General features: G+C 72.2%; 20 protein-coding genes and 1 pseudogene. 11 read left to right on the top strand and 10 right to left on the bottom strand.

Annotated features, from left to right (window positions below; translation table 11 throughout):
• Positions 1-187 precede the first annotated feature (187 nt).
• Positions 188-958 carry a YcnI family protein gene (locus ACIQRL_RS05280; RefSeq protein ID WP_401327204.1) on the bottom strand — a complete coding sequence of 257 codons (771 nt, stop codon included), beginning with the start codon at positions 956-958 and terminating at the stop codon, positions 188-190.
• Positions 959-988: 30 nt separating this feature from the next.
• Complete coding sequence (locus tag ACIQRL_RS05285; protein ID WP_401327206.1) at positions 989-1,576, bottom strand: hypothetical protein; 588 nt, start codon at positions 1,574-1,576, stop codon at positions 989-991.
• Between the two features lie 130 nt (positions 1,577-1,706).
• On the opposite strand from ACIQRL_RS05285, the gene ACIQRL_RS05290 reads away from it, so the two are divergent.
• Together ACIQRL_RS05290 and ACIQRL_RS05295 are read left to right on the top strand one after the other, a co-directional pair.
• On the top strand, positions 1,707-2,666 hold the full coding sequence (locus ACIQRL_RS05290) for a D-2-hydroxyacid dehydrogenase family protein (protein WP_401327209.1): 960 nt from the start codon (positions 1,707-1,709) through the stop codon (positions 2,664-2,666).
• Between the two features lie 273 nt (positions 2,667-2,939).
• The gene (locus tag ACIQRL_RS05295; RefSeq protein ID WP_401327211.1) at positions 2,940-3,260 is read left to right on the top strand and encodes a chaplin; all 321 of its coding nucleotides are present in this window, start codon (positions 2,940-2,942) and stop codon (positions 3,258-3,260) included.
• Between the two features lie 58 nt (positions 3,261-3,318).
• On the opposite strand, the gene ACIQRL_RS05300 is transcribed toward ACIQRL_RS05295, so the two are convergent.
• The 7 genes from ACIQRL_RS05300 to chpG form a co-directional block, all read right to left on the bottom strand.
• Positions 3,319-4,185 carry a tyrosinase family protein gene (locus ACIQRL_RS05300; RefSeq protein ID WP_401327214.1) on the bottom strand — a complete coding sequence of 289 codons (867 nt, stop codon included), beginning with the start codon at positions 4,183-4,185 and terminating at the stop codon, positions 3,319-3,321.
• On the bottom strand, positions 4,169-4,732 hold the full coding sequence (locus ACIQRL_RS05305; RefSeq protein WP_401327216.1) for a tyrosinase cofactor: 564 nt from the start codon (positions 4,730-4,732) through the stop codon (positions 4,169-4,171). Before ACIQRL_RS05305 ends, ACIQRL_RS05300 begins: the two co-directional genes overlap by 17 nt.
• Before the next feature lie 379 nt (positions 4,733-5,111).
• Positions 5,112-5,738 (bottom strand): vitamin K epoxide reductase family protein, encoded by a 627-nt coding sequence (locus ACIQRL_RS05310; protein WP_401327219.1) that lies wholly within the window; start codon positions 5,736-5,738, stop codon positions 5,112-5,114.
• The gene (locus ACIQRL_RS05315; protein WP_401327222.1) at positions 5,738-6,235 is read right to left on the bottom strand and encodes a DUF5949 family protein; all 498 of its coding nucleotides are present in this window, start codon (positions 6,233-6,235) and stop codon (positions 5,738-5,740) included. The genes ACIQRL_RS05310 and ACIQRL_RS05315 overlap by 1 nt, the downstream gene beginning before the upstream one ends.
• A 164-nt stretch (positions 6,236-6,399) precedes the next feature.
• Positions 6,400-6,639: a chaplin gene (locus ACIQRL_RS05320; protein ID WP_401327225.1), complete on the bottom strand. Its 240-nt coding sequence runs from the start codon at positions 6,637-6,639 to the stop codon at positions 6,400-6,402.
• 98 nt (positions 6,640-6,737) lie between these two features.
• Positions 6,738-7,040, bottom strand: coding sequence for a hypothetical protein (locus tag ACIQRL_RS05325; RefSeq protein WP_401327228.1), 303 nt, complete (start codon positions 7,038-7,040; stop codon positions 6,738-6,740).
• 256 nt (positions 7,041-7,296) lie between these two features.
• A complete protein-coding gene (chpG, locus tag ACIQRL_RS05330) occupies positions 7,297-7,536 on the bottom strand; it encodes a chaplin ChpG (RefSeq protein ID WP_401327230.1) in 240 nt (79 codons plus the stop codon).
• A 318-nt stretch (positions 7,537-7,854) separates the two neighbouring features.
• Here chpG and ACIQRL_RS05335 point away from each other — a divergent pair, with 318 nt between their 5' ends.
• The 9 genes from ACIQRL_RS05335 (at position 7,855) to ACIQRL_RS05375 (ending at position 18,120) form a co-directional block, all read left to right on the top strand.
• Positions 7,855-8,403 carry a hypothetical protein gene (locus ACIQRL_RS05335; protein WP_401327231.1) on the top strand — a complete coding sequence of 183 codons (549 nt, stop codon included), beginning with the start codon at positions 7,855-7,857 and terminating at the stop codon, positions 8,401-8,403.
• Positions 8,404-8,443: 40 nt separating this feature from the next.
• Positions 8,444-9,643, top strand: coding sequence for a glycosyltransferase family 4 protein (locus ACIQRL_RS05340; protein WP_401327234.1), 1,200 nt, complete (start codon positions 8,444-8,446; stop codon positions 9,641-9,643).
• Complete coding sequence (locus ACIQRL_RS05345; protein ID WP_401327237.1) at positions 9,640-11,076, top strand: sugar transferase; 1,437 nt, start codon at positions 9,640-9,642, stop codon at positions 11,074-11,076. Before ACIQRL_RS05340 ends, ACIQRL_RS05345 begins: the two co-directional genes overlap by 4 nt.
• A 4-nt stretch (positions 11,077-11,080) precedes the next feature.
• Entirely contained in the window at positions 11,081-12,493 is a 1,413-nt protein-coding gene (locus ACIQRL_RS05350; RefSeq protein WP_401327240.1) for an O-antigen ligase family protein, read from the top strand.
• 104 nt (positions 12,494-12,597) lie between these two features.
• The gene (gene murJ, locus ACIQRL_RS05355; protein ID WP_401327243.1) at positions 12,598-14,466 is read left to right on the top strand and encodes a murein biosynthesis integral membrane protein MurJ; all 1,869 of its coding nucleotides are present in this window, start codon (positions 12,598-12,600) and stop codon (positions 14,464-14,466) included.
• Complete coding sequence (locus ACIQRL_RS05360) at positions 14,450-15,214, top strand: polysaccharide deacetylase family protein (RefSeq protein ID WP_401327245.1); 765 nt, start codon at positions 14,450-14,452, stop codon at positions 15,212-15,214. The genes murJ and ACIQRL_RS05360 overlap by 17 nt, the downstream gene beginning before the upstream one ends.
• Positions 15,211-16,323 (top strand): glycosyltransferase, encoded by a 1,113-nt coding sequence (locus tag ACIQRL_RS05365; RefSeq protein ID WP_401327248.1) that lies wholly within the window; start codon positions 15,211-15,213, stop codon positions 16,321-16,323. The genes ACIQRL_RS05360 and ACIQRL_RS05365 overlap by 4 nt, the downstream gene beginning before the upstream one ends.
• A gap of 16 nt (positions 16,324-16,339) precedes the next feature.
• Positions 16,340-16,996 carry a lipopolysaccharide biosynthesis protein gene (locus ACIQRL_RS05370; RefSeq protein ID WP_401327250.1) on the top strand — a complete coding sequence of 219 codons (657 nt, stop codon included), beginning with the start codon at positions 16,340-16,342 and terminating at the stop codon, positions 16,994-16,996.
• A complete protein-coding gene (locus ACIQRL_RS05375; protein WP_401327253.1) occupies positions 16,993-18,120 on the top strand; it encodes a GNAT family N-acetyltransferase in 1,128 nt (375 codons plus the stop codon). The genes ACIQRL_RS05370 and ACIQRL_RS05375 overlap by 4 nt, the downstream gene beginning before the upstream one ends.
• A gap of 679 nt (positions 18,121-18,799) precedes the next feature.
• On the opposite strand, the pseudogene ACIQRL_RS05380 reads toward ACIQRL_RS05375, so the two are convergent.
• Positions 18,800-20,116, bottom strand: a pseudogene (locus ACIQRL_RS05380) (glycosyl hydrolase); the annotation flags it as partial.
• Between the last annotated feature and the right edge of the window lie 119 nt (positions 20,117-20,235).

Here is a 20,235-nt window from a genome sequence, read left to right on the forward strand (position 1 = left end):
CCCCGGCGCACAGCGTCCCGGCCACCGGGCCACCGGGCCACCGGGCCACCGGGCCACCGGGCCACCGGGGAGAGTGCGGCCTCGGCGGGGTGCGCGGTGATCCGTCGGGGTTGCGGTGTGTGACCGTGGGGACCTTCCGCCCCGCCGACGGGAGTTGGCCTCGGCGGGACGGAAGGTACCGCAGCGACTAGGAGCGGGCGCTCCGGACGCGTACGACGGCGAATCCGGCCGCGATCAGGCCGAGGACTCCGACGATCAGGCCCGCTGTGCCCAGAGCACGGGCGGTGGAGTCACTGCTCTTGTCGCTCGCGGTCGATTCCTTGGCCGCCGAGGACGAGGACCCCGCGGACGAGTCGGATCCGGAGGCCCCGGTACCGGCCGCGGTACCGGCCGAAGAAGTGTCTTCGCCCGCGCCCTTGGCGGTGAGGGTCAGCGCCGGAGCCGGGCTCTCCGGCTCCGCCGCGCCCTTCTGAGGCTCCTCGATCCAGCGGACGACGTTGCCGTCCGAGTAGGTCTGGAGCGTCTTGAAGCTCAGTTGGTCGGTGTCGTCGGGCAGTTGGCCGAACGCGACCTCGAAGTCCTGGAACTGGCCGTGGCGGATCCTGCCCCCGGTCCAGGTGATCTCGGAGACGGCGTCGGTGATCGTGCCGTCGTCCGTCTTGATGGGCTTCTTCAGCTTGATGGTCGTCACCTTGGCGGTCCAGCCCTCCTGCGGGGTGACCAGGACGCCCAGGACCGGATGATCGGTGGGCAGGAAGACCTGCACCTTGGTGGTGCTGGCGGTGTCCTCCTCGTTGGGGACACGGAAGCTCAGGAGACCGTCCGTGGCTCCCTTGGCGTAGCTCTCGGGGTGGACCGTCACATGCGCGAAGGCGGCGCCGGCGGCGGTCAGGAGGCCCGCGGTGGCGAGGGCGGCGACCGTGCCGGTGCGGCGCAGGGTGGTGCTCATCGGGAACATCTGGGGAACTCCGTACTGGGGGGAACGTGGTCAGGGCGTGTACGCGAGCCCTGTCGGCGGTCCCCGGCGCGAGACTGCGTGGCGGAGCAGCGTCTGCCGGAGCGGCCACGGCTCGGCCGGAGTCCGTCCCACGGGATCGCCGTACGGCCGTACGGGAGGCGGGGCCGTACGCGCCCTCCACCACGCGGCGAGGCCCGGCACGAAGGCCACGGCCCGGCGCAGCAGGGACCACAGGGCGGCCTCGCCGCGTCGCAGCCACCAGGTCGTCAGCAGGGCCGCGGCGACATGCGCGGCTGTGGCGTGGGGGGTCAGGGCGTGCGTGTGCGGGGCCATCATGGACGCCCCGTGCATGTCCATCGCCATGCGCGGCCGGGCGGCCTCGAAGCCGAGGTGGAGTCCGGCCTGCGCGACCAGCATCGCGCCGCCTATCCCGAACAGGGACCGTTCACGGCCGCCCAGTGGACAGCCGACGGCGAAGACGGCGAGAAGTCCGGCGCCGTCCGCCCAGCGCGGCGGCGCCTGCCCGGTGGCGAGCACGTGCCCCCCGGCGGCCAGCAGCACGCACAGCACGGCGAACACCGCCGCGCGCAAACTCCGTACCGCCAGGGACGCACTCATGGAGCCCAGATACTGCCATGGGGAACGAGTGACCGTCGCGGCTTCCCCGGGGAGCCGTCCGGCACGGGCTGCCCGGCTCTCCCGGCCACCGCTCGGATAGGGTCCCTGCTGAGCCTGGGAGGGACCCGACATGCGACTTCGCTGTGCCGTGCTGGACGACTATCAGAGCGTCGCGACCGAGATCGCCGACTGGTCGCCCGTCGCCGACAGCGTGGAAGTCACCTGTTTCGACCGGCACTTCGCCGACGAGGACGCGCTGGCCGCCGCACTGGCGGAGTTCGACATCGTCGTCACACTCCGCGAACGCGTGCCCTTCCCGGCGTCCCTGCTGGCCCGGCTGCCCAGGCTCAGGCTGTTGATCGCCTCCGGGATGCGCAACACGGTGATCGACTACGCGGCCGCCGAGGCGCACGGGGTGACCGTGTGCGGCACGCCGAGTACCTCGACGCCCCCGGTCGAACTGACCTGGGCGCTGCTGCTCGGCCTCGCGCGGGGGATCGTCACGGAGCACAACGCGTTGCGGGCGGGCGGTCCCTGGCAGAGCACCGTCGGCGCCGATCTGCACGGCCGCCGGCTCGGTCTGCTCGGGCTGGGCAAGATCGGCGCCCGGGTCGCCCAGGTGGGCCTCGCGTTCGGCATGCGGGTCAGCGCGTGGAGCCAGAACCTCACCGCGGAGCGCGCCGAGGAGGTGGGGGTGGAGCTCGCCCCCACCAAGGAAGAGCTGCTGGCGGGCAGCGACTTCGTCTCCGTCCACCTCGCGCTCGGCGACCGCACCCGGGGCCTTGTCGGCGCCGCCGAACTGGCCCTCCTCAAGCCGACCGCCTTCCTCGTCAACACCTCGCGCTCGGCGATCGTCGACCAGGACGCCCTGCTGGCCGCGCTGCGCGAGGGAAGCATCGCCGGAGCCGGCCTGGACGTGTTCGACGTCGAGCCGCTGCCCGCCGGCCACCCGATGCGCACGGCCCCGCGCCTGCTGGCCACTCCGCACCTCGGCTATGTGTCGCGTGCCAACTACGAGACGTACTACGGCGCGGCGGTCGAGAACATCGCGGCGTTCCTCGCGGGCACACCGCTGCGCCGCCTCGGCTGACCGGGGTCCGCTCGGCCGGTCGTCCGACCGTTCGCCGCCGGTCCGCCCGGTCGGCGTGCCCCATAATCCCGTAGTCCCGTATCCCGAAGTACAGAGGTCCCGAAGTCCCGAAGGGCGGGCACGGGATCGGGCCGGATGAACAACCGTCCGTACGGCTCCAGTTCGAAGAGGGATCCCCCGCTGAACGCCCGTGACCAGGTGTGGACGGGGGCGTTGAAGGGGGAGTGCGGTCGCGTCCGTGCCGCCGCACTCACCGATTCAAAGGAGAACGTGATGTCTCGCATCGCGAAGGCCGCCGCAGTCGTCGTGGGCACGGGTGCCGTGGCGCTCAGCGGGGCCGGTCTGGCCATGGCTGACGCCGGCGCCCAGGGCGGGGCCGTCGGCTCGCCCGGTGTCCTGTCGGGCAACGTCATCCAGGTCCCGATCCACGTGCCGGTCAATGTGTGCGGCAACACGATCAACGTCGTCGGTCTGCTGAACCCGGCCTTCGGCAACACCTGCGTGAACGGCGGGGGCCACCACAAGGAGCGCCACGTCGACCACAGCAAGCACGTCAAGCACGTCAAGCACGTCGACCACGGCTACGGCAACTGAGTCCAGCACACGACAGGCCCCCGGCAGGAAGTGACTGCCGGGGGCCTCGCCATGCCCGCTAGGCGTACCGGTAGACGGCGCTGTGGTCCTCCATCGCCTCCGGTGTCACACCCCACGGGGGCATCTTCTCGTGCCGGGCGACGATGCGGCGGTACTGGGAGTCGTTGCGACCCGGGGGGCGTTCGGGCAGATAGCGGGCGCCCCCGTGGCGCTTCTGCCAGCGGGACCACTGAAGGTCGATGAAGGCGTGGTGCAGCCAGAAGACGGGGTCGTTGACGGAGGCGCCGCCCAGCATGTGACCGCCGACCCAGCGGTGGACGCGGTTGTGGTTTCCCCAGGTGGCGTTGCCCGGCCCGTGTCCCCATCCCTCCAGCCGGTTCCGGAAGCCGCGCCTGGAGGTCGAGTTGAAGGGCGCCGCGTCGTAGACGGGATCCTCAAGGGCCGCGTTCAGCTCGCTCTGGGTGGGGAGTTGGAGCGGCTTGCGCGGGCGGCCGAACTCCCGCGTGAGGAACGCGCCGTCGGTCACCCCTTCCTTGATCTTCCAGTTGCCCTGCGCGTAGGCGAAGGGTCCGGTCATGACCTGCCGGTCCGAGCGCCGCCCGTCGCCGCCGAGCAGGTCCTTCGTCCACGGCGCGGCGGACGGCGTGCGGTCCCGCGTCCAGTCCCAGTACGGCACGCTCACCCCGGGGTCCACGCGCTGCAGCGCCCGCTCCAGGTCCAGCAGGAACCGCCGGTGCCAGGGCAGGAACGAGGGCGCCATGTGCGCGGCGCGCAGTCCGCCGTCGCCGTCCGAGACGTAGTAATCGATGTGTGTCCGGACGAACTCGTCGTACTGTCCCCGGCGTTTGACCTCCAGCATCGCGGTGACGAAGCGGCGGCGCTCCGCGCTCGTGAGGGTGCCGGCGTTCTTACGCGTGTACACCATGGTGGTGGCCACCCCCCTTCGCACCGCTCTGCCGTCCGCCGGTCCCCCGCGCACCGCCCGCGGCCGCGCCGCCCGCCTTGCGGTCCATGGCCCGGAGGTGTTCGGCGGGGCCCAGCTCGTCGACGGCCGCGCGCACCGCCGCCAGCGGTGTCGGATACGACTCGTAGTGGTCCACCATGCTGAGATAGCTGCCGTCCGCACGGCGCATCAGATGCAGCGGCCGTTCGTCCACCGTGACCTGCCACTCGGCGCCGGCGAACGCGGCCCGGCCGTCCGAACCACCCTTCGTGCCGAGGATGTGCCGGCCCCGGTACATCTCGTCGAAGGAGAGGTCCTCGGGGCGGTGCCGGCGCGGCGGCCGTGAGGCCGCGACGACGGGGGCCAGCGCCACGCCGACGGCCGACACGAGCAGACCCCGCAGGGCGCCTCGCCGGGTCAACGCCATTCCACCCACGACGAGCTCCGCCCCGCGGCCGCGCCCCCGGCCGACCGGCACCCGGCCCCGCCCGCGCCTCGGCACTCTGCTCGACACCCAGCCGATGACCATGCATCACTCCTCGACGAATTCAGGCTGCTTCGATCCGCTTCAGCGGGATCAACGACGGCGGCGCCCGATGGTTCGGTCGGCAGGCCCGGTCCTGACTCCCGGGCACGCTCCCCCGGACCGGACCGGCTGGGCCCCCGGACCCATCTCCACGTTCGCCCCCGGCACGGTCTTCAGCAGCGGTGCGAGCACGGCGGCCTGAGGCGGTCTCAGTTCGGGAAAACCGAAGCGGTCGGGGTTCGGCGCCCCGAGCGGGCTGTCCACGGACGCTCCCTGAGTCAGCGTCCGCACGTCGGCCGCCGGCGCGGAGAGACCACGATTCCGGGAACGCGATCAGCGCAGGATTCCCCCGGCGGACTCATTGGTCGTCCGATAGGGAGAATCAGCCCGTCCAGAAATCCCACCAACGGGTGAGGATCAGCATTCCGATGACGCCGATGTGCAGCACCGGAAAAACCCAGGTGAATTCCGCGAGGAATACCTTCAGCCAGTCCGGCGCGGGCAGAAAATCGTTCCGTACATTGAAAGAGGTGACGTACCAGAACATGATGATCGTGGCGACCCATGCCAGACAGCACCACAGGCACAGCGAGTTGATCCGGTAGAACGACTGGAACTGGAGCCAGGTGCAGAATCCGACGCCGAAGAGCATTCCCGCGTTGAAGGTCAGCCAGTACCAGCGGGGAAATCCCGCACCGGTCAGCAGGCTCACGCCGACACAGATCACGATGCCGTAGGCGACGAGCCCCATCATGGGGTTCGGGAAGCCGAAGGCCGAGGCCTGGGCACTCTTCATGATGTTGCCGCAGGAGACGACCGGGTTCAGGCTGCACCCGGGCACGAAGTTCGGGTTCTCCAGCAGCTTGAACTTGTCGATCGTGATGACCCACGCGGCCAGAAGACCGGCGGCGCCCGTGATCACCAGCAGCAGGGCGAGGGCACGACCGCTGCCGACGGTGCGCCCGCGCGCATCGCCGCCGTCCGTCCCCCGTCCCGCGGCGGCCGTCATCAGCCGCGCAGGCTGCGCGCGGGCAGCAGTACGTGCGCCGCGCTGAGCAGGGTCTCCTCGTCGCCGGCGAAGGCCGTCAGATCCTCGGGAGCGACGGGCTTGCCCGGCTCGGCCACCGGCCAGGCGCAGGTGGCGAACAGGAAGTAGGCGTAGCCGCGTTCCCCCACGGCGGCGAGCCACTCCGGCGGAGCGGCGCACTGGGCGTTGAGGTGCGGCATGCTGACGACGGCCTGGTCCGCCTCGACGAGCAGGGTGAGCGGCAGACCCGGCTGCCGGGAACCGTCGATGAGGGTGTCGCCCGCGGGCAGTCCGTTGTCGATCAGGAGCTGCCGGACGGCGGCCGCGGATCCTTCCGGGCCGCCTTCGCCGTCGCCCAGCGAGTAGGCGAGGAGATAGGGCATGTCTCCGTCGGGGGCTTCGCCGCTGAATGCCATGACGGCGAGCGTGCCGAGATCGGCGACCCGAAGAGGGCGCATTTCGCTTGAGGTTGAGGTCACCGCGGAACCTTATCGATGCGCCCGTTCGGGTTCTGACCCGAAATCACCCGACCGGGCGATGACCGGGAGCGTGACCACACGAACGAGGGACTCGGCTCGAACAGCGCGAAGGCCGATTCCGCGCCCGCGGAATCGGCCCTTCTCACCGCGTCGGATGGACGCCGTCAGTCGTTGACGCAGACGTTGCCGAAAGTCGGGTTCAGCAGGCCGACGACGTCGACGGTGTTGCCGCAGACATTGACCGGAACGTGAACGGGAACCTGCACGACATTGCCCGACAGGACACCCGGGGAACCGACCGCCGCACCCTCGGCACCAGAGTCCGCGGCGGCACTGCCCGCGGCGGCACCCGCGGCCATTCCGGCGGTGGCGAAAATCAGTGCGGCCTTCTTGGCAGTGTTCATTGTCAGCCCTTTCCTCGGAGATTTTCCCGGAGATTTTCTCCAGAGCCTAGGGAAATGCGGTTCGGCATTGCGGAAGGACACGCGCCCGATGAATACGACTAACCCCGAGGGGGAAGGCCACCCAGAAGCTGCTGGGGGCCGCTGGCCGTGTTGAGCGTCTTCGTCGCGCCGCTCACGCCGTTGAGCAGCGAGCTCTTGTTCTCGGTGTCCAGCGCGTTCGACTGGTGCTGCAGCGGCAGGACATCCTGCGCGCTGACCGAACGCTGGCTGGTGACGGTCTCCAGGGCGCCGTTGAGACTGGAGGGCGTGAGGCCGGAGGCTCCGGCGGCGAACGCGGGCGCGGCGGCACCGGCGACGACCAGGGATCCGGCGACTACAGCGGCGGCCTTGAGGGACTTCATCGTGTTCCTTTCTTCGGCGACCGATGTCGCCGGAGGGAATTCCTCTATGCGCTGCCTAACGAGCCCCGGACGCGGCGGAAACTCCGCGTGCAGAAAATTCCTGCACCCCACTCGAACGAACGGCGCGTCTCATCCCCCCACGGGACCTCCGCGCTCCTGTCGGACCCCGCGGGCGAACGGCCGCCGCCTGCACGGCAACGCGGACCGGCCGCCCTCCCTTTCGGAAGGACGGCCGGCAGAAGGGTCCGCGATGACGTCAGCCGTTGGCGCAGGTGTTGCCGAACGTGGGGTTCAGCAGACCGATGACGTCGACGGTGTTGCCGCACACGTTGACCGGAACGTGAACGGGAACCTGCACGACGTTGCCCGACAGGACGCCGGGGGAGTGGGCGGCCGCGCCGTGCGCGCCGCTGTCGGCGGCGGCGATGCCGGCGGCGCCGGCCACAGCGGCGGCGGCAACGGAGGTCAGGGCCAGGCCCTTCGCGATACGCGACATGGAGAAGTGCTCCTTGGAAATCGAGTCAACATCCGGGCGGGGTGCCCGGCTCTGGATTCAACGCGCGGCGCACATGCGGGTTGTGCCTCCAAAGGGGTGATCTCGCAAACGGTCGAGCTTCACCAATACGACACACATGCAAGCTTTCCCTGATAAATACGGACACCCGCTAGAGTCGGGCACCTCCGAGGGCGCCTGGAAGCAGGCGTCGACCGGCGTCGGGAGCGGACGGGGAGCCGGCGCGCACCCGTCTGATCCTCAGATTTTCCGTCCTTCCGCTGGTCCCGAACCTTTTCCCCCGAAAGGGCACCGCCGGTCATGCGTACTTCCCCGGGTCTGCTGCTGCGCCGTGCGCTCATCGGCTGCTCCGCCCCCGCCACCTTCCGGGCACCGGGCGGCCCCGCGTCCGCGGAGCCGCCCACCGACACGGCGCCCGCCGCGAAGGCTCCGGCGCCGACGTTCACGCGGCGGCACCAGGCGCTCCAGCACGGCGGAGTCGTGCGGGCCGCGAACTCCTCGATCAGCTGCCGGAGTTCAACGAAGTCCGCCCTCCGCCACGGCCCTGCGCGAACAGCCGGGGCGACCCGCGGCACGGCACCCACGTGCCGCGCGGAGGTCCGTCACCTCCCCGGGATCGTGCGGGGCCGGGTGGGCCTGGTCGCGTACAACGGCGACCGCGGACGCAGGGGCGACTCGCTGTCCGTCTCGACGGGCCGCGGTGCGCCGACGGTGCTGAGCGGCTCGGACGTCCTCGAGCTTGGTAAGGGGATCCGTCGCGGGGGTGACCAGTTGGCCTTCCGGATCGTTTCGCAGCGGGACGCGGCCCGGGTCGGAGCACTGTTCGCCGCCGTCGACGCGAAGCAGTGACGCGCGCCCCGGCGCGCCGCCCGTGAGCAAGGGACCGCGCATGCATCTGCCAACAGACCCTCCGCCGCGGGTCCTTCATGTCACGCAACCGATCGACGGCGGTGTCGCCCGGGTGGTCACCGACCTCGTCAGGGCACAGCTCGCCGCCGGAACGCGGGTGACCGTCGCCTGCCCGGACGGCAACGGCTTCGCCCGGGAGGTACGGGCGCTCGGCGCGGACGTACGGCCCTGGCACGCGACGCGTGCGCCGGGGCCCCAACTGGCCCAGGAGGTACGACGGCTCGGCCGTGTCCTGGCACGGGTGCGGCCCGATGTGGTGCACGCCCACAGTGCCAAGGCGGGGCTCGCGGTCCGGCTCGCGCTGCGCGGACGGGTGCCGACGGTGTTCCAGCCGCACGCCTGGTCGTTCGAGGCCGTCGACGGTGCCGCCGCGGCGCTCGCGCTGCGATGGGAGCGATGGGGGGCGCGTTGGGCGTCCCGGGTGGTGTGCGTGAGCGAGGCGGAGCGTGCGACCGGCGTACGCGCCGGAGTGCGCGCCCCGTGGCGGGTGATCCCAAACGGTGTCGACCCGGAGCGTTTCCACCCCGCGTCCGTGGACACCGTACGAGCCGGGATTCCCCTGCTCTCCGGGGTCGATCCGGCGGCTCCGCTGGTGGTGTGCGTGGGACGGCTGTGCCGGCAGAAGGGGCAGGACATCCTGCTGGAGGCGTGGCCCGCGGTGCTGCGGCGGGTACCCGCGGCCCGGCTCGTGCTCGTCGGGGACGGGCCGGACGCCGCGCGGCTGCGCGCCGGGGCACCGCGTGACGTGCTCTTCGCCGGGGCCGCCACCGACGCGGTGCCCTGGTACCAGGCCGCCGATCTGGTGGTGCTGCCGTCCCGTTGGGAGGGCATGGCGCTGGCTCCGCTGGAGGCCATGGCCTGCGGGCGTCCGGTCGTGATGACGGACGTGGACGGCGCCCGCGAGAGCCTGCCGCCGGGGCATGACGCCCGCTGCCTGGTGCCCTCGCCGGAGCCGGGACCGCTGGCGGAGGCGATCGGCGCGCTGCTGTCCGATCCGCTGCTGCGCGAATCGCTCGGCCACCAGGGACGCCGCCACGTACTGACCACGCACGACGTGCGCCTCACGGCCGACGCGGTCGCGGGGGTGTACCGCGAACTGCTGGCCGGCCGACAGCCGCAGGACGCCGGGAGCGTCATGTGCGCGGACCACACCGAGTGCAGGGAGTCCATCCACTCGTGACTGCGGAAAGCACCGTTCCCTCCCCCGGCGGACAGCCCCGGGAGTACGGATTCTCACCCGTCTCGGTCATGCCCTCGCGCGAGACCGCCGGCGGTTTCAGGTTCCCGGCCGGGCCACGGACCGCGCCCTGGCCTGCCTCCTGGCTGCCACTGGCCACCATGGACGCGGTCGCGGCGCTGGCGGCCGGGCAGACCCTCACCGAGATCCAGCGCCACCCGTTGTTCCTCGTCGCGCTGCTGCTCGGCGTGGTCGCTCTGAACGCGCGGGCGTCACTGTACCGGCCTGCGCCGCTGCCTGCCCTGCTCGACGAACTGCCCGCCGTCTGCGCGCGGATCGCGGTCACCTGGTGCACGCTGGCCGCCCTGCTCGCCGCGTTCGCCCCGGACGGCGCGCTGTCGGCCCGGACGCTGGCCCTGGGGTGCGCCGCCCAGGCGGGGATCAGCTGCGCGGGCCGCGGCACGGTGCACTGGCGGCGGCGCCGGGCCCTCGTGCAGCACCCCGGCGCGGCCCTTGTGATCGGTCCCGCGGGAACGGCGCAGCGGGTGGCCGCGGCCTTCCTGCGCCATCCGAACTGCGGGGTACGGCCGGTCGGTGTCGTCTCCGACCAGCCGGCCGGCCTCGACGGACTCCCGGTTCTCACCACCGGCGAGGAAGTGCAGCGGGCCCTCATCCAGAACGGTGTGCGGGCCGTGCTCGTGGTGGAACCGCCGAGCGGACGCGGGCCGATGCTGCGGGCGCTGGCCCTCGCGGGCTGCGAGCTGTGGGAGGTCGACCCGGACTCCCCTTCGTACGACCGGGAGAGCCGGCACACCCTGGCCGGGTTCGCCTGCCGCCGCCTGTCGATCGGCCGACGGCGCGCCAGCCTCGGCAAGCGGCTCCTCGACGTCGCCGTCTCCGGCACCCTGTTGCTGCTGGTCAGTCCGCTGCTGCTGCTGTGCGCGGTCGTCCTTCGGCTGACCGACGGGCCCGGTGTGGTGTTCCGGCAGGAGCGCATCGGCAAGGACGGGCGGCCGTTCACCCTGCTGAAGTTCCGCACCCACCGCCCGGTCGACGCGCACGAGGCCGCGACCCGCTGGAGCGTGGCCAACGAACAGGAGATGAGCCGGTTCTGCCATTTCCTCAGACGCACCTCGCTCGATGAGCTCCTCCAGCTCCTGAACGTCCTCTGGGGCGACATGAGCCTGGTCGGCCCGCGTCCCGAACGGCCGTACTTCGTGGCCAAGTTCAGCCAGACCTACCCCGGCTACGCGGCCCGTCACCGGATGCAGACCGGCATCACCGGGCTCGCCCAGGTGCACGGGCTGCGCGGCGACACCTCGATCGAGGACCGCTGCCGGTTCGACAACGCGTACATCGACAACTGGTCGCTGTGGCAGGACGTCTGCATCCTGCTGCGTACGGCCGCCGCGCTCGTGCGCCCGACCGGGAGCTGAGCCGATGAGCCACGCCCTGCCCGTCACGCCCCTGGACACACTGACCGCCGCCCTCCGGCGCGCGCTGCCGATGCTGCCCGTCGTGGCGGTGATGGCACTGCTCGGGCTGCCGATCGTGCCGAGCGCCGAGGGGGGCGCGAACATCGCGGACGCCATGTCCGGCCTCGTGGTGCTCTGTTGCGCGATCCATCTCGTACGGGCCCGGCGGCGCCCCCTGTCCCGGACCGCCGCCGTGGTCCTCGGGCTCCCGGTGATCGGCATCGCCGTCTCGGCGGCCGGGGCGGCGGACCCGGGAACCGGGATCGCCGGCCTCACCCGCTATCTGCAGATCTTCGTCCTGGTACCGGCCGCGGTCCTGCTGCTCGTGCGTGACCGGCGCGACCTGCGACTGCTGGCCTGGTCGTTCGTCGCTCTGGCGCTGTGGCAGGGGGCGGTCGGGGTACGGCAGTACGTCACCGGGACCGGCGCCTCGTACCAGGGCGAGGACGTCCGGGCGGTCGGGACCTTCGGGCCGACCGACGTGATGGGCATGGCGACGGTGGTCGCGTTCGGGCTGGTGTGCGCGGTGGCGCTGGCCCTGGGGACGGGTGAGGCTCGGCAGCGCTCGGTCGCCGTGCTGTGCGCGCTGGCCCTGCTGCCGCCGCTCGCCCTGTCGTTCAGCCGGGGCGCGTGGATCGCCACGGCCGTGGCCTGCGGCGCGCAACTGGTGCTGGCGGGGCTGCGGCGCGCGGTGAAGGTGGCCGCCGCGCTGGCCGCCGCCGGGATGATCCTCGTGGGCGGGCTGGGTGCCGGCACGTCGATGCTCCAGGAGCGCATCGCCAGCATCACGCAGGTCACCGACGCGCCGGACCAGTCGGTGACCGACCGGTACACGATGTGGGCGGCGGCCACCGACATGTGGCGCGAACACCCCCTGACGGGCGTCGGGTTGAAGGGCTTCCCCGACAACCGGGACGGTCACGCCTCGCTCGCCCTCTCCTCGGGCAGCGACACCGCGGGCGCGGGTGCCGCCTATCAGAAGCAGCCGCTGCTCTCGCCGCACAACATGTATCTCCTCGTCCTCAGCGAGCAGGGTCTGATCGGGCTGCTCGCCCTCGCGGGCAGTTGGCTCGCGCTCCTGGTGTGCTCGCTGCGCGGGCTGGTCCGCGTGCGCCGCACGCCACCGGACGCCACGGGGCCCGGCCTAGCCCCGGGCGGCACCCGGCCCGGCACGGACTGCGCGCTCGTCGCGATCGGGCTGATCGTCTGGCAGCTCGTCGACTTCGTGTACGCGGACATCGGCGGCCCCTCCACGGTCCTGACGGCCGTCGTCCTCGGCGTCATCGGCTGGTGGGCGCTGATGGATCCGTCGACACCGGCAGGCAGCGACGCCACGACACCGGCCGCTTCGGTACGGGAAGAGGCCGCGGCGCGATGACGCTGACGCCGCGCAGTGCGGGGAAGGGCCCGAACACGAACACGGCCTTCGGGACAGGCACGAGGACAGCCACGAGGACAGGCACGAGGACGGGGGACACGGCGATGAGCACGGATGCAGGGGCGGGCACAGGCACACCGGCGGGAGCGGGGACGGAGTCAGGGACCGGGGCGTGGACGGGAGCCGTCCCCGGGAGGGGGGCGTTCTCGGGGACAGGACCCGGCGTCGAGTCCGTCGTCCCGTTGCCCTGCGCCCGCACCTCCGCCTCCACCTCCGGCGGCACCTCCGCCTCCGCCTCCGCCCGCACCCCCACCTCCAGCTCCACCCCCACCTCCAGCTCCACCCCCACCACACGCTCCCCCTTAGCCTCCGGCGCCGTACGGCACCCCGATCCTCCAAAGGAAGCCGGGAAGACCGAGGCGGCCTCCAACCGGTTTCTCGCCAAGGCCGCCCTCGTCACCGTCGCCCTCTCGATCGCCGGAGCGTTGCTGGGCCTCGGCCGGGATCAGGCGCTGGCGCATCTGTTCGGGGCCGGGTCGGACACGGACGCGTTCCTCGTCGCGTGGACGCTGCCGGAGTTCGCGGCGACGCTGCTGATCGAGGACGGGCTGGCCTTCGTGCTGATCCCGGCGTTCAGCATGGCCGTGGCGCGGCGTGCGCAAGGAGCGGCCGGTGACCCGGTGCGCGCGCTGGTCGCCGCCACCCTGCCCCGGCTGACGCTGGCCTTCGCGGCCGTCGGGGCGCTGCTGATCGCGGGGGCGCCGTACCTGGTCGAGGCGCTCGCGCCCGGTCTGCCCGATCCCCGGCTCGCGGTGGACTGCACCCGGCTGACCGCGACCTGTGTGTTCTCCTTCGGGCTCGCCGGGTACTGCAGCGCGGCCCTGCGGGCGCACCGGCGCTTCGTGGCGCCGGCGGCGATCTACGTGGCGTACAACGTCGGGATCATCGCGGCGATGATCGTTCTCGGCGCCCGCTGGGGCGTGCGGTCCGCGGCCCTCGGTGTCGCGGTCGGCGGTGCGCTCATGGTGGTGGCGCAGGGGCCGTCGCTCTGGCGGCAGCTACGGCGCGGGGAGTCGGCGGGCGAGGCACCGGGCGGTGAGCCGGCCCGCCCGATGGATCTGACCCTCATCGGCACGGTTCTGCTCTTCGCGCTGTGCCGGCAGTCCCAGGTCCTCGTCGAACGCTTCCTGGCCTCCTCGCTGCCCGCCGGGGCCATCTCGCATCTGAACTACGCCCAGAAAGTGGCCCAGATGCCGATGGTGCTCTCGCTGATGCTGTGCACGGTCACCTTCCCGGTGGTCGCACAGGCCATCGCCGAGGGCGACACCGAGCGGGCCCGCGACCGGGTGGAGCGCGATCTGACGCTCGTCTCCTGCACGGTGCTCCTCGGCACGGCGGCGGTCATCGCGTGCGCCCCGCAGATCATCCAACTGCTCTTCCAGCGGGGCGCGTTCACCGCCCAGGACACGGCGGCGACGGCGGCGGTCATGCGCGTGTACGCCCTCGGACTGCTGGGTCACACCCTGGTCGGCGCGCTGGTGCGCTCGTACTTCTCCTCGGGGCGGCCCACCTGGTACCCGCTGTTCGCGATGACCGCCGGGATCGTCGCGACCTGCTGGGTCGGCGCGCTGGCCGTCGGCCGCTGGGGGGTGTGCGGGATCGCCGCCGCCAACGCGACCGGGATCACCCTCAGCGCCCTGCTCCTGCTGTACGGCATGGGGCCGCGCAGTGTGCCGATCCGCACCCGGAAGGTGGTGGCCGAGATCGGCAAGCCGCTGCGGGCCGCGCTGGTCGCCGCGGCGGCCGGTGGCCTGTGCGCGAGCCGCGTGGACTCCCCGCTGCTCGGACTCGTCGTCGGCGGCACGGTCGTGACCGTCGTCTTCGCCCTGCTGGCCTGGGCCTTCCGGGTCGAGGGGTTCGCATCCGCACTCCGTTCCGTCACACGAAGGGTTCCGTATGCCCGTTTCCGCTGACAGCAGCAGGCGTACCGGCACGAGCTCCCTCGACGCGCCGCCCTGGGTGGCGATGTACCACTCCGTCGGGGACTGTTCCGACGACCCGTACCGCGTCACGGTCTCCCCGGACCGACTCGACCAGCAGCTCGGCTGGCTGCGCCGGCGCGGTCTGCGCGGGGTGCGCATGACGGACCTGCTCGCGGCCCGCGCCCGCGGCCAGGGGCAGGACCTGGTCGGCCTCACCTTCGACGACGGGTACGCCGACTTCGTCGAGACCGCTCTCCCCCTCCTGCGGCGCCACGGCTTCGGCGCCACCCTCTTCGTGCTGCCCGGCCGGCTCGGCGGCGACAACGCCTGGGATCCGCTGGGCCCCCGCAAGCCGCTGCTGGGCAAGCAGGGCATCCGGGTCGCCGCCGCCTCCGAGGGCATGGAGGTCGGCTCGCACGGATTCACCCATGTCGATCTGACGAAGGCCGACGACGCCGTGCTGCACGTCGAGGTCGCGGGGAGCAGAGCAGCGCTCTCGGAGTTGATCGGTGCTCACGTCGACGGCTTCTGCTATCCGTACGGGACCATCGACCGCCGGGTCGTCGCCGCCGTCCGCGAGGCCGGGTACAGCTACGGCTGCGCGATCGACCCCGGCCCGCTGACCGGCCCGCACGCCCTCCCCCGCGTGCACATCGGCGAGAACGACACCCCCGTACGCCTGTTCCTGAAGCACAAGCTGCACCGGCTGCGCCGCCGTCCGGTCGAGGCGGGCCGATGAGGGCGCTGCACATCATCACCGGTCTCGGCGTCGGCGGCGCCGAGCAGCAACTGCGTCTCCTGCTGCGGCACCTGCCCGTCGCATGCGATGTCGTGACGCTCACCAACCCGGGCGCGGTCGCCGACGGGCTCGCCGACGACGGGGTGCGCGTCATCCATCTCGGCATGACCGGCAACCGCGATCTCGGCGCGCTCCCCCGCCTGGTGAAGGTGATCCGCGCGGGCCGCTACGACCTCGTGCACACCCACCTCTACCGGGCCTGCGTGTACGGAAGGCTCGCCGCCCGGCTGGCCGGGGTGAGGGCCGTCGTGGCCACCGAGCACTCGCTCGGCGACTCGCAGATGGAGGGCCGCCCGCTCAGCCGGGGCGTGCGCGCCCTGTATCTGGCCAGCGAGCGGCTCGGCCGTGCCACCGTCGCCGTCTCGCCCACGGTCGCCGAACGGCTGCGCCGCTGGGGCGTGCCCGCACCGCGCATCGAGATCGTGCCGAACGGCGTCGACCTCGCCCGCTTCCGCTTCGACCCGGTGCTGCGCGAACGCACCCGCCGCCGGCTCGGGCTGCCGGAGGGCGCGTACGTCGTCGGCGGCGTCGGCCGGCTCACGGCGGGCAAGCGGTTCGACGTCCTGATCGGCGCGCTGGCCGAACTCCCCGAGGATTGGCGGCTGTTGCTGGTCGGCGGCGGCGCGGAGGAGAGCGTGCTGCGGCGCGCCGCGCACGACGCCGGGGTCGCGGACCGGGTCCTGTTCACCGGCGAGCGGCCCACCGGCGGCTTTCCCGGCGCCGATCTGCCGTCCCTGATAGGGGCCATGGACGTCCTCGCCTCGGCCAGCCCCGAGGAGTCGTTCGGGCTCGCCGTCGTGGAGGCGCTCGCGGCCGGACTGCCGGCGCTGTACGTCTCCTGCCCGGCCGTCGAGGACCTGCCGCCCGAGGCGGCCCGAGGCGCCACCCGGGTCCGGGGCGGCGCGGACTCCTTCGCCCGCGCCCTGACCGACGTCCGCGCGGAGGGTCCCGCCCCCCGCTCGGCCGCGGAGGCGGCCCACCACTACTGCATCACCCGCAGCGCCGCACAGCTCATGGACGTGTACGCGGCCGCTGTCTCGCGCACCTGACTGGAGTGAGTTCCACATGTCCGAAAACCTCACCAGGGGCCACCGCCCCTCGGGTTCGGCCCTTTCCCGGGCGAGGACCATCCCGCCGTGGTCGCTGCTCGCGGCCGGCGCCGTGCTCGGCGGCGCGCTCGGCGGCGCGTACGGCGTGGTGAAGACCCCGACCTACACGGCCACGAGTTACGTCATCGCCGTACCGACGGACAAAAGCGATCCGTCGACCGCGCTCGGCTTCGCCCAGGCGTACGGCCGGGTCGCCACCCAGCTCGCGGTGCTCGGGGACGCGCGGGTGTGGGCCGGTGTCCCGGTGAAGACCCTGGAGGCGAGCGTGCGGACGGCGACCTCCCCGGACGCGCCGATGGTCGCCGTCTCGGCCACCTCCGCACGGCCCGCCCGGGCCGCCGACATGGCCAACGCCGTCGCCCGCTCCCTGACCCAGCGCGCCAACGAGAACCAGAAGAGCACCCACGTCCAACTCGTTTCGTTCTCCCGGGCGATGAAGCCCATCTCGGCGTCCTCGGCCTCCCCGACGGTGACCGGCCTGGTCGGCGCGAGCGCGGGCGGGCTGCTCGGCGGGCTCGTGCTGCTGGTCCGGCCCCGGCGGTCCACCGACACCGCCCGCCCGGCCTCGGTACCGAACCCGGCCACCGCCGCCGATGTGCACGGCCAGCTGTGAGCGGGACGCTCCAGGCCGGTGCACGCAGCACCGCACGAGCCGAAATCGTCACCGAAGAGCGGGAGTTCGCCGAACTGGCGGCGGCCTGGGGGCGCCTCTACCGCCGGTGCGGCGCCGCCACCGCCTTCCAGAGCCACGCCTGGCTGCACTCCTGGTGGCTGTCGTACGGAACGCCGGGGCGACTGCGTCTGGTGGTCGTGCGCGAGGGCGATGAACTGCTCGCGGTCGCGCCCCTGATGCGGGCCCGCGGCCCGCAGCCGACGCTCGTGCCGCTCGGCGGGGCGATCTCCGACTACGCGGACGTGCTCCTCGACGACGAGCACACCGACCGGGCGGCGGCCACGCTCACCGAGGGACTGTCGGCCGCGGCCCGCACCGCGCTGATCGACTTCCGCGAGGTCCGCCCCGGCGGCGCGGTGGAGCGGATCTACGAGCAATGGCAAGGGCCGCGCCGCCGGCTGCGGGACTCCCTGTGCCTGGAACTGCCCGCCGCCTCGATGGACGAGCTGCTGGAGCGCCTCCCCTCGGCCAAGGCGCAGCGTGTCCGGGCCAAGCTGCGCAAACTCACCGCGCTCGGGGTCGAGCGGCGGATGGTGACCCACGAGGAGGTGGACGCGGCCCTCGGCCGGCTGCTCGCCCTGCACCGGCTGCAGTGGGAGGGCCGGAAGGTGACGTCCGAGCACCTCCATGAGCGGTTCGCGGAGCATCTGGTCCGCTCGGTGGGCCCGATGGTGCGGTCCGGGGACGCGGTGGTCACCGAGTTCCGGCTCGACGACACCGTGATGGCCGTGGACCTCACCCTGCTGTCGTCGCGTCTGGCGGGCGGATATCTGTACGGCGCGCATCCGCAACTGCGGGAACGCAAGGCGGACGTGGCGGTGATACTGCTCGACGCCTGCTCCCGGCACACGGAGGGCGGCGGCCGCGGGACGCTGAGTCTGCTGCGCGGCGACGAGCCCTACAAGCACCACTGGCGCCCGGATCCCGTCGTCAACCAGCGGCTGCTTCTGGCCCGTCGGCGTACGGCGCCGCTGATGTCGGCGGTCGTCTGCGACGTCGCCGCGCGCCGACGGGGCAAGGAGTTGCTGCGGAAATGGAAGGAACGCGGTGGCGGCAGGCCCTGAACGACCCGCCGCCACCCGGGTGTCACCAGTCGCCCGACCACCAGTCGCGTGACCACCAGTCGAGGTTCACGCACACCTTCCCGCCGATCCAGTGCTCCACCCAGTCACCGAGTTCCAGCGACGAACAGGTGGCCGGGGACGTGTGCGGGTCAGGGGCAGGGTCCGGGGTCACATCCGGGACCGGCTCCCGTGCCGGGGGCGGTGTCGGAGCCGGCTCGGGCTTCGGGGTCTTGGCCGGGGTCGGCTCGGGCGTCGGATTCGAGGCCGGTTCGGGCACCGGAATCGGCGTGGAGGCCGGCTCGGGCTTCGGGGTCGGCGTCGAAACCGGCTTGTGCGTCGGGGGCTTGGCCGGGGTCGGGGTCGAAACCGGCTCGGATGCCGGAGTCGGCGTCGGCTTGGGCTTCGGGGTCTTGGCCGGGGTCGGAGTCGGGGTCGGGGTCGAGACCGGCTCGGATGTCGGGGTCGGGGTCGGCTTGGGCGTCGAGGCAGGCTTCGGCGTCGACGTCGGGGTCGAGACCGGCTTGGGCGTCGGCGTCGGCTCGGGTGTCGGTGTCGAAACCGGGTCGGATGTCGGCGTCGCGTCCGGTGCCGGGTCCGTAGTCGTCGGATCGGTCGTCGCCGGGTCCGTCGTCATCGGGTCCGTCGTCATCGGATCCGTCGTCATCGGATCTGCCGTCTCCGGATCCGTAGTCATCGGATCGGTCGTCGTCGGATCCGTCGTCATCGGATCTGCCGTCTCCGGATCCGTAGTCGTCGGATCCGTAGTCGTCGGATCCGTCGTCTCCGGATCGGTGAAGTGGGACAGCGCGGCGCGGTACGCCTGCGCCGCGCGTGGATTGTCCTCGCACTGCCACACGCCGTGCGGGCAGTAGTCGGTGAGCGTGTTGTACACCGGCTTGTGCTCGTCGATCCACGCGAGCATGCCCTTCATGTACGCCGCGTTGTCGCCGTTGTGGAACAGACCCCACTCGGGATAGGAAATGGACTTGCCGTGGGCCTTGGCGAAGTCCACCTGTTCCTGAAGCCCGTACGGCTCCTTCACCTGTTCGTCGAACGAGAGCCCCGACGGCTGGTCGTACGAATCCATGCCGATGATGTCGACCGTGTCGTCCCCCGGATAGCACTGGGTCCAGGGAATGCCGTCCCGGCCGCGGCTCGGGGTGAAATCGAACCGGAACCTCTGTCCCGGCACCGCCCGCATGGCGGTGACGATTCTGTTCCAGTACTTCTTCCAGGCCTCCGGGTCGGGACCACAGCGATGGGTGTACGTGATGCCGTTCATTTCCCAGCCGAGCACGATGACGGTGTCGGGCACCTTCAGCTCGACGAGCCGCTCGGCGAGCGCGCGGAAATGGTGGTCGAAGGCCCCGGACTCGGCCTCGCGCAGCAGCCGACGGACCTGGCCGTCGGAGAACCCTTCCTCGTTGTGCTCCATCATCGGCACGTTGAGGACGAGCATCCGGTCGTCCCGTCGGCGGCGCCAGTCCGCCCAGGCCTCCAGGAACCCGGGCGCGCCCTCGATGTCGCTCCAGCGGTCGCCGGGCAGATACGTGTGCCCGACCCGCAGTTCGGTGCCGCCCAACCACTGGCTGAGCTGCTCGATACGGGCGATGCCCCCGGCGCCGGAGTCGAGGTAGGCGCCGAAGGGGGGCGGCTCGGCGGGGGCCCGCCTGACGGGCGGCGCGGACCTCGCGCCGGTCGCGCCGGTCGCGCCGGGGGGCGCCGGTACGGCGGCGGTCGCGGTCGGCCCGGTGGACGCCGCAGCGGACGCCGACACCGACAGCGGGCTCGGGCCCGGGCCCGGAACGCCGTCGGCGGTCGAGGGGTTCGCGGGCGGTGTCGCCACCGTGGGTGTCGGAGCCGGCGGGTCACCGACCCGCGCCGCCCCGACGCCCACGGCGTATGCCGGACCGGACACAAGGGCCACCGACGTGACGATGCCGGCCGCGATGAACGCCAGCCTTCCGCTCCGGGGCCGTTGCTGCTGTGGGGCCATGCCTGCTCCTCTCTCCCTCTTATTCCTCGGATTTCCCTTTCCGATTACTGACACTCAGTCATATGAATACCAATTCAGCCAACCGAGGTTCCGGCCTCCACTCCCGATGATCACTCGCA

The organism is Streptomyces sp. NPDC091209, from assembly GCF_044757755.1.
Classification (GTDB): domain Bacteria; phylum Actinomycetota; class Actinomycetes; order Streptomycetales; family Streptomycetaceae; genus Streptomyces.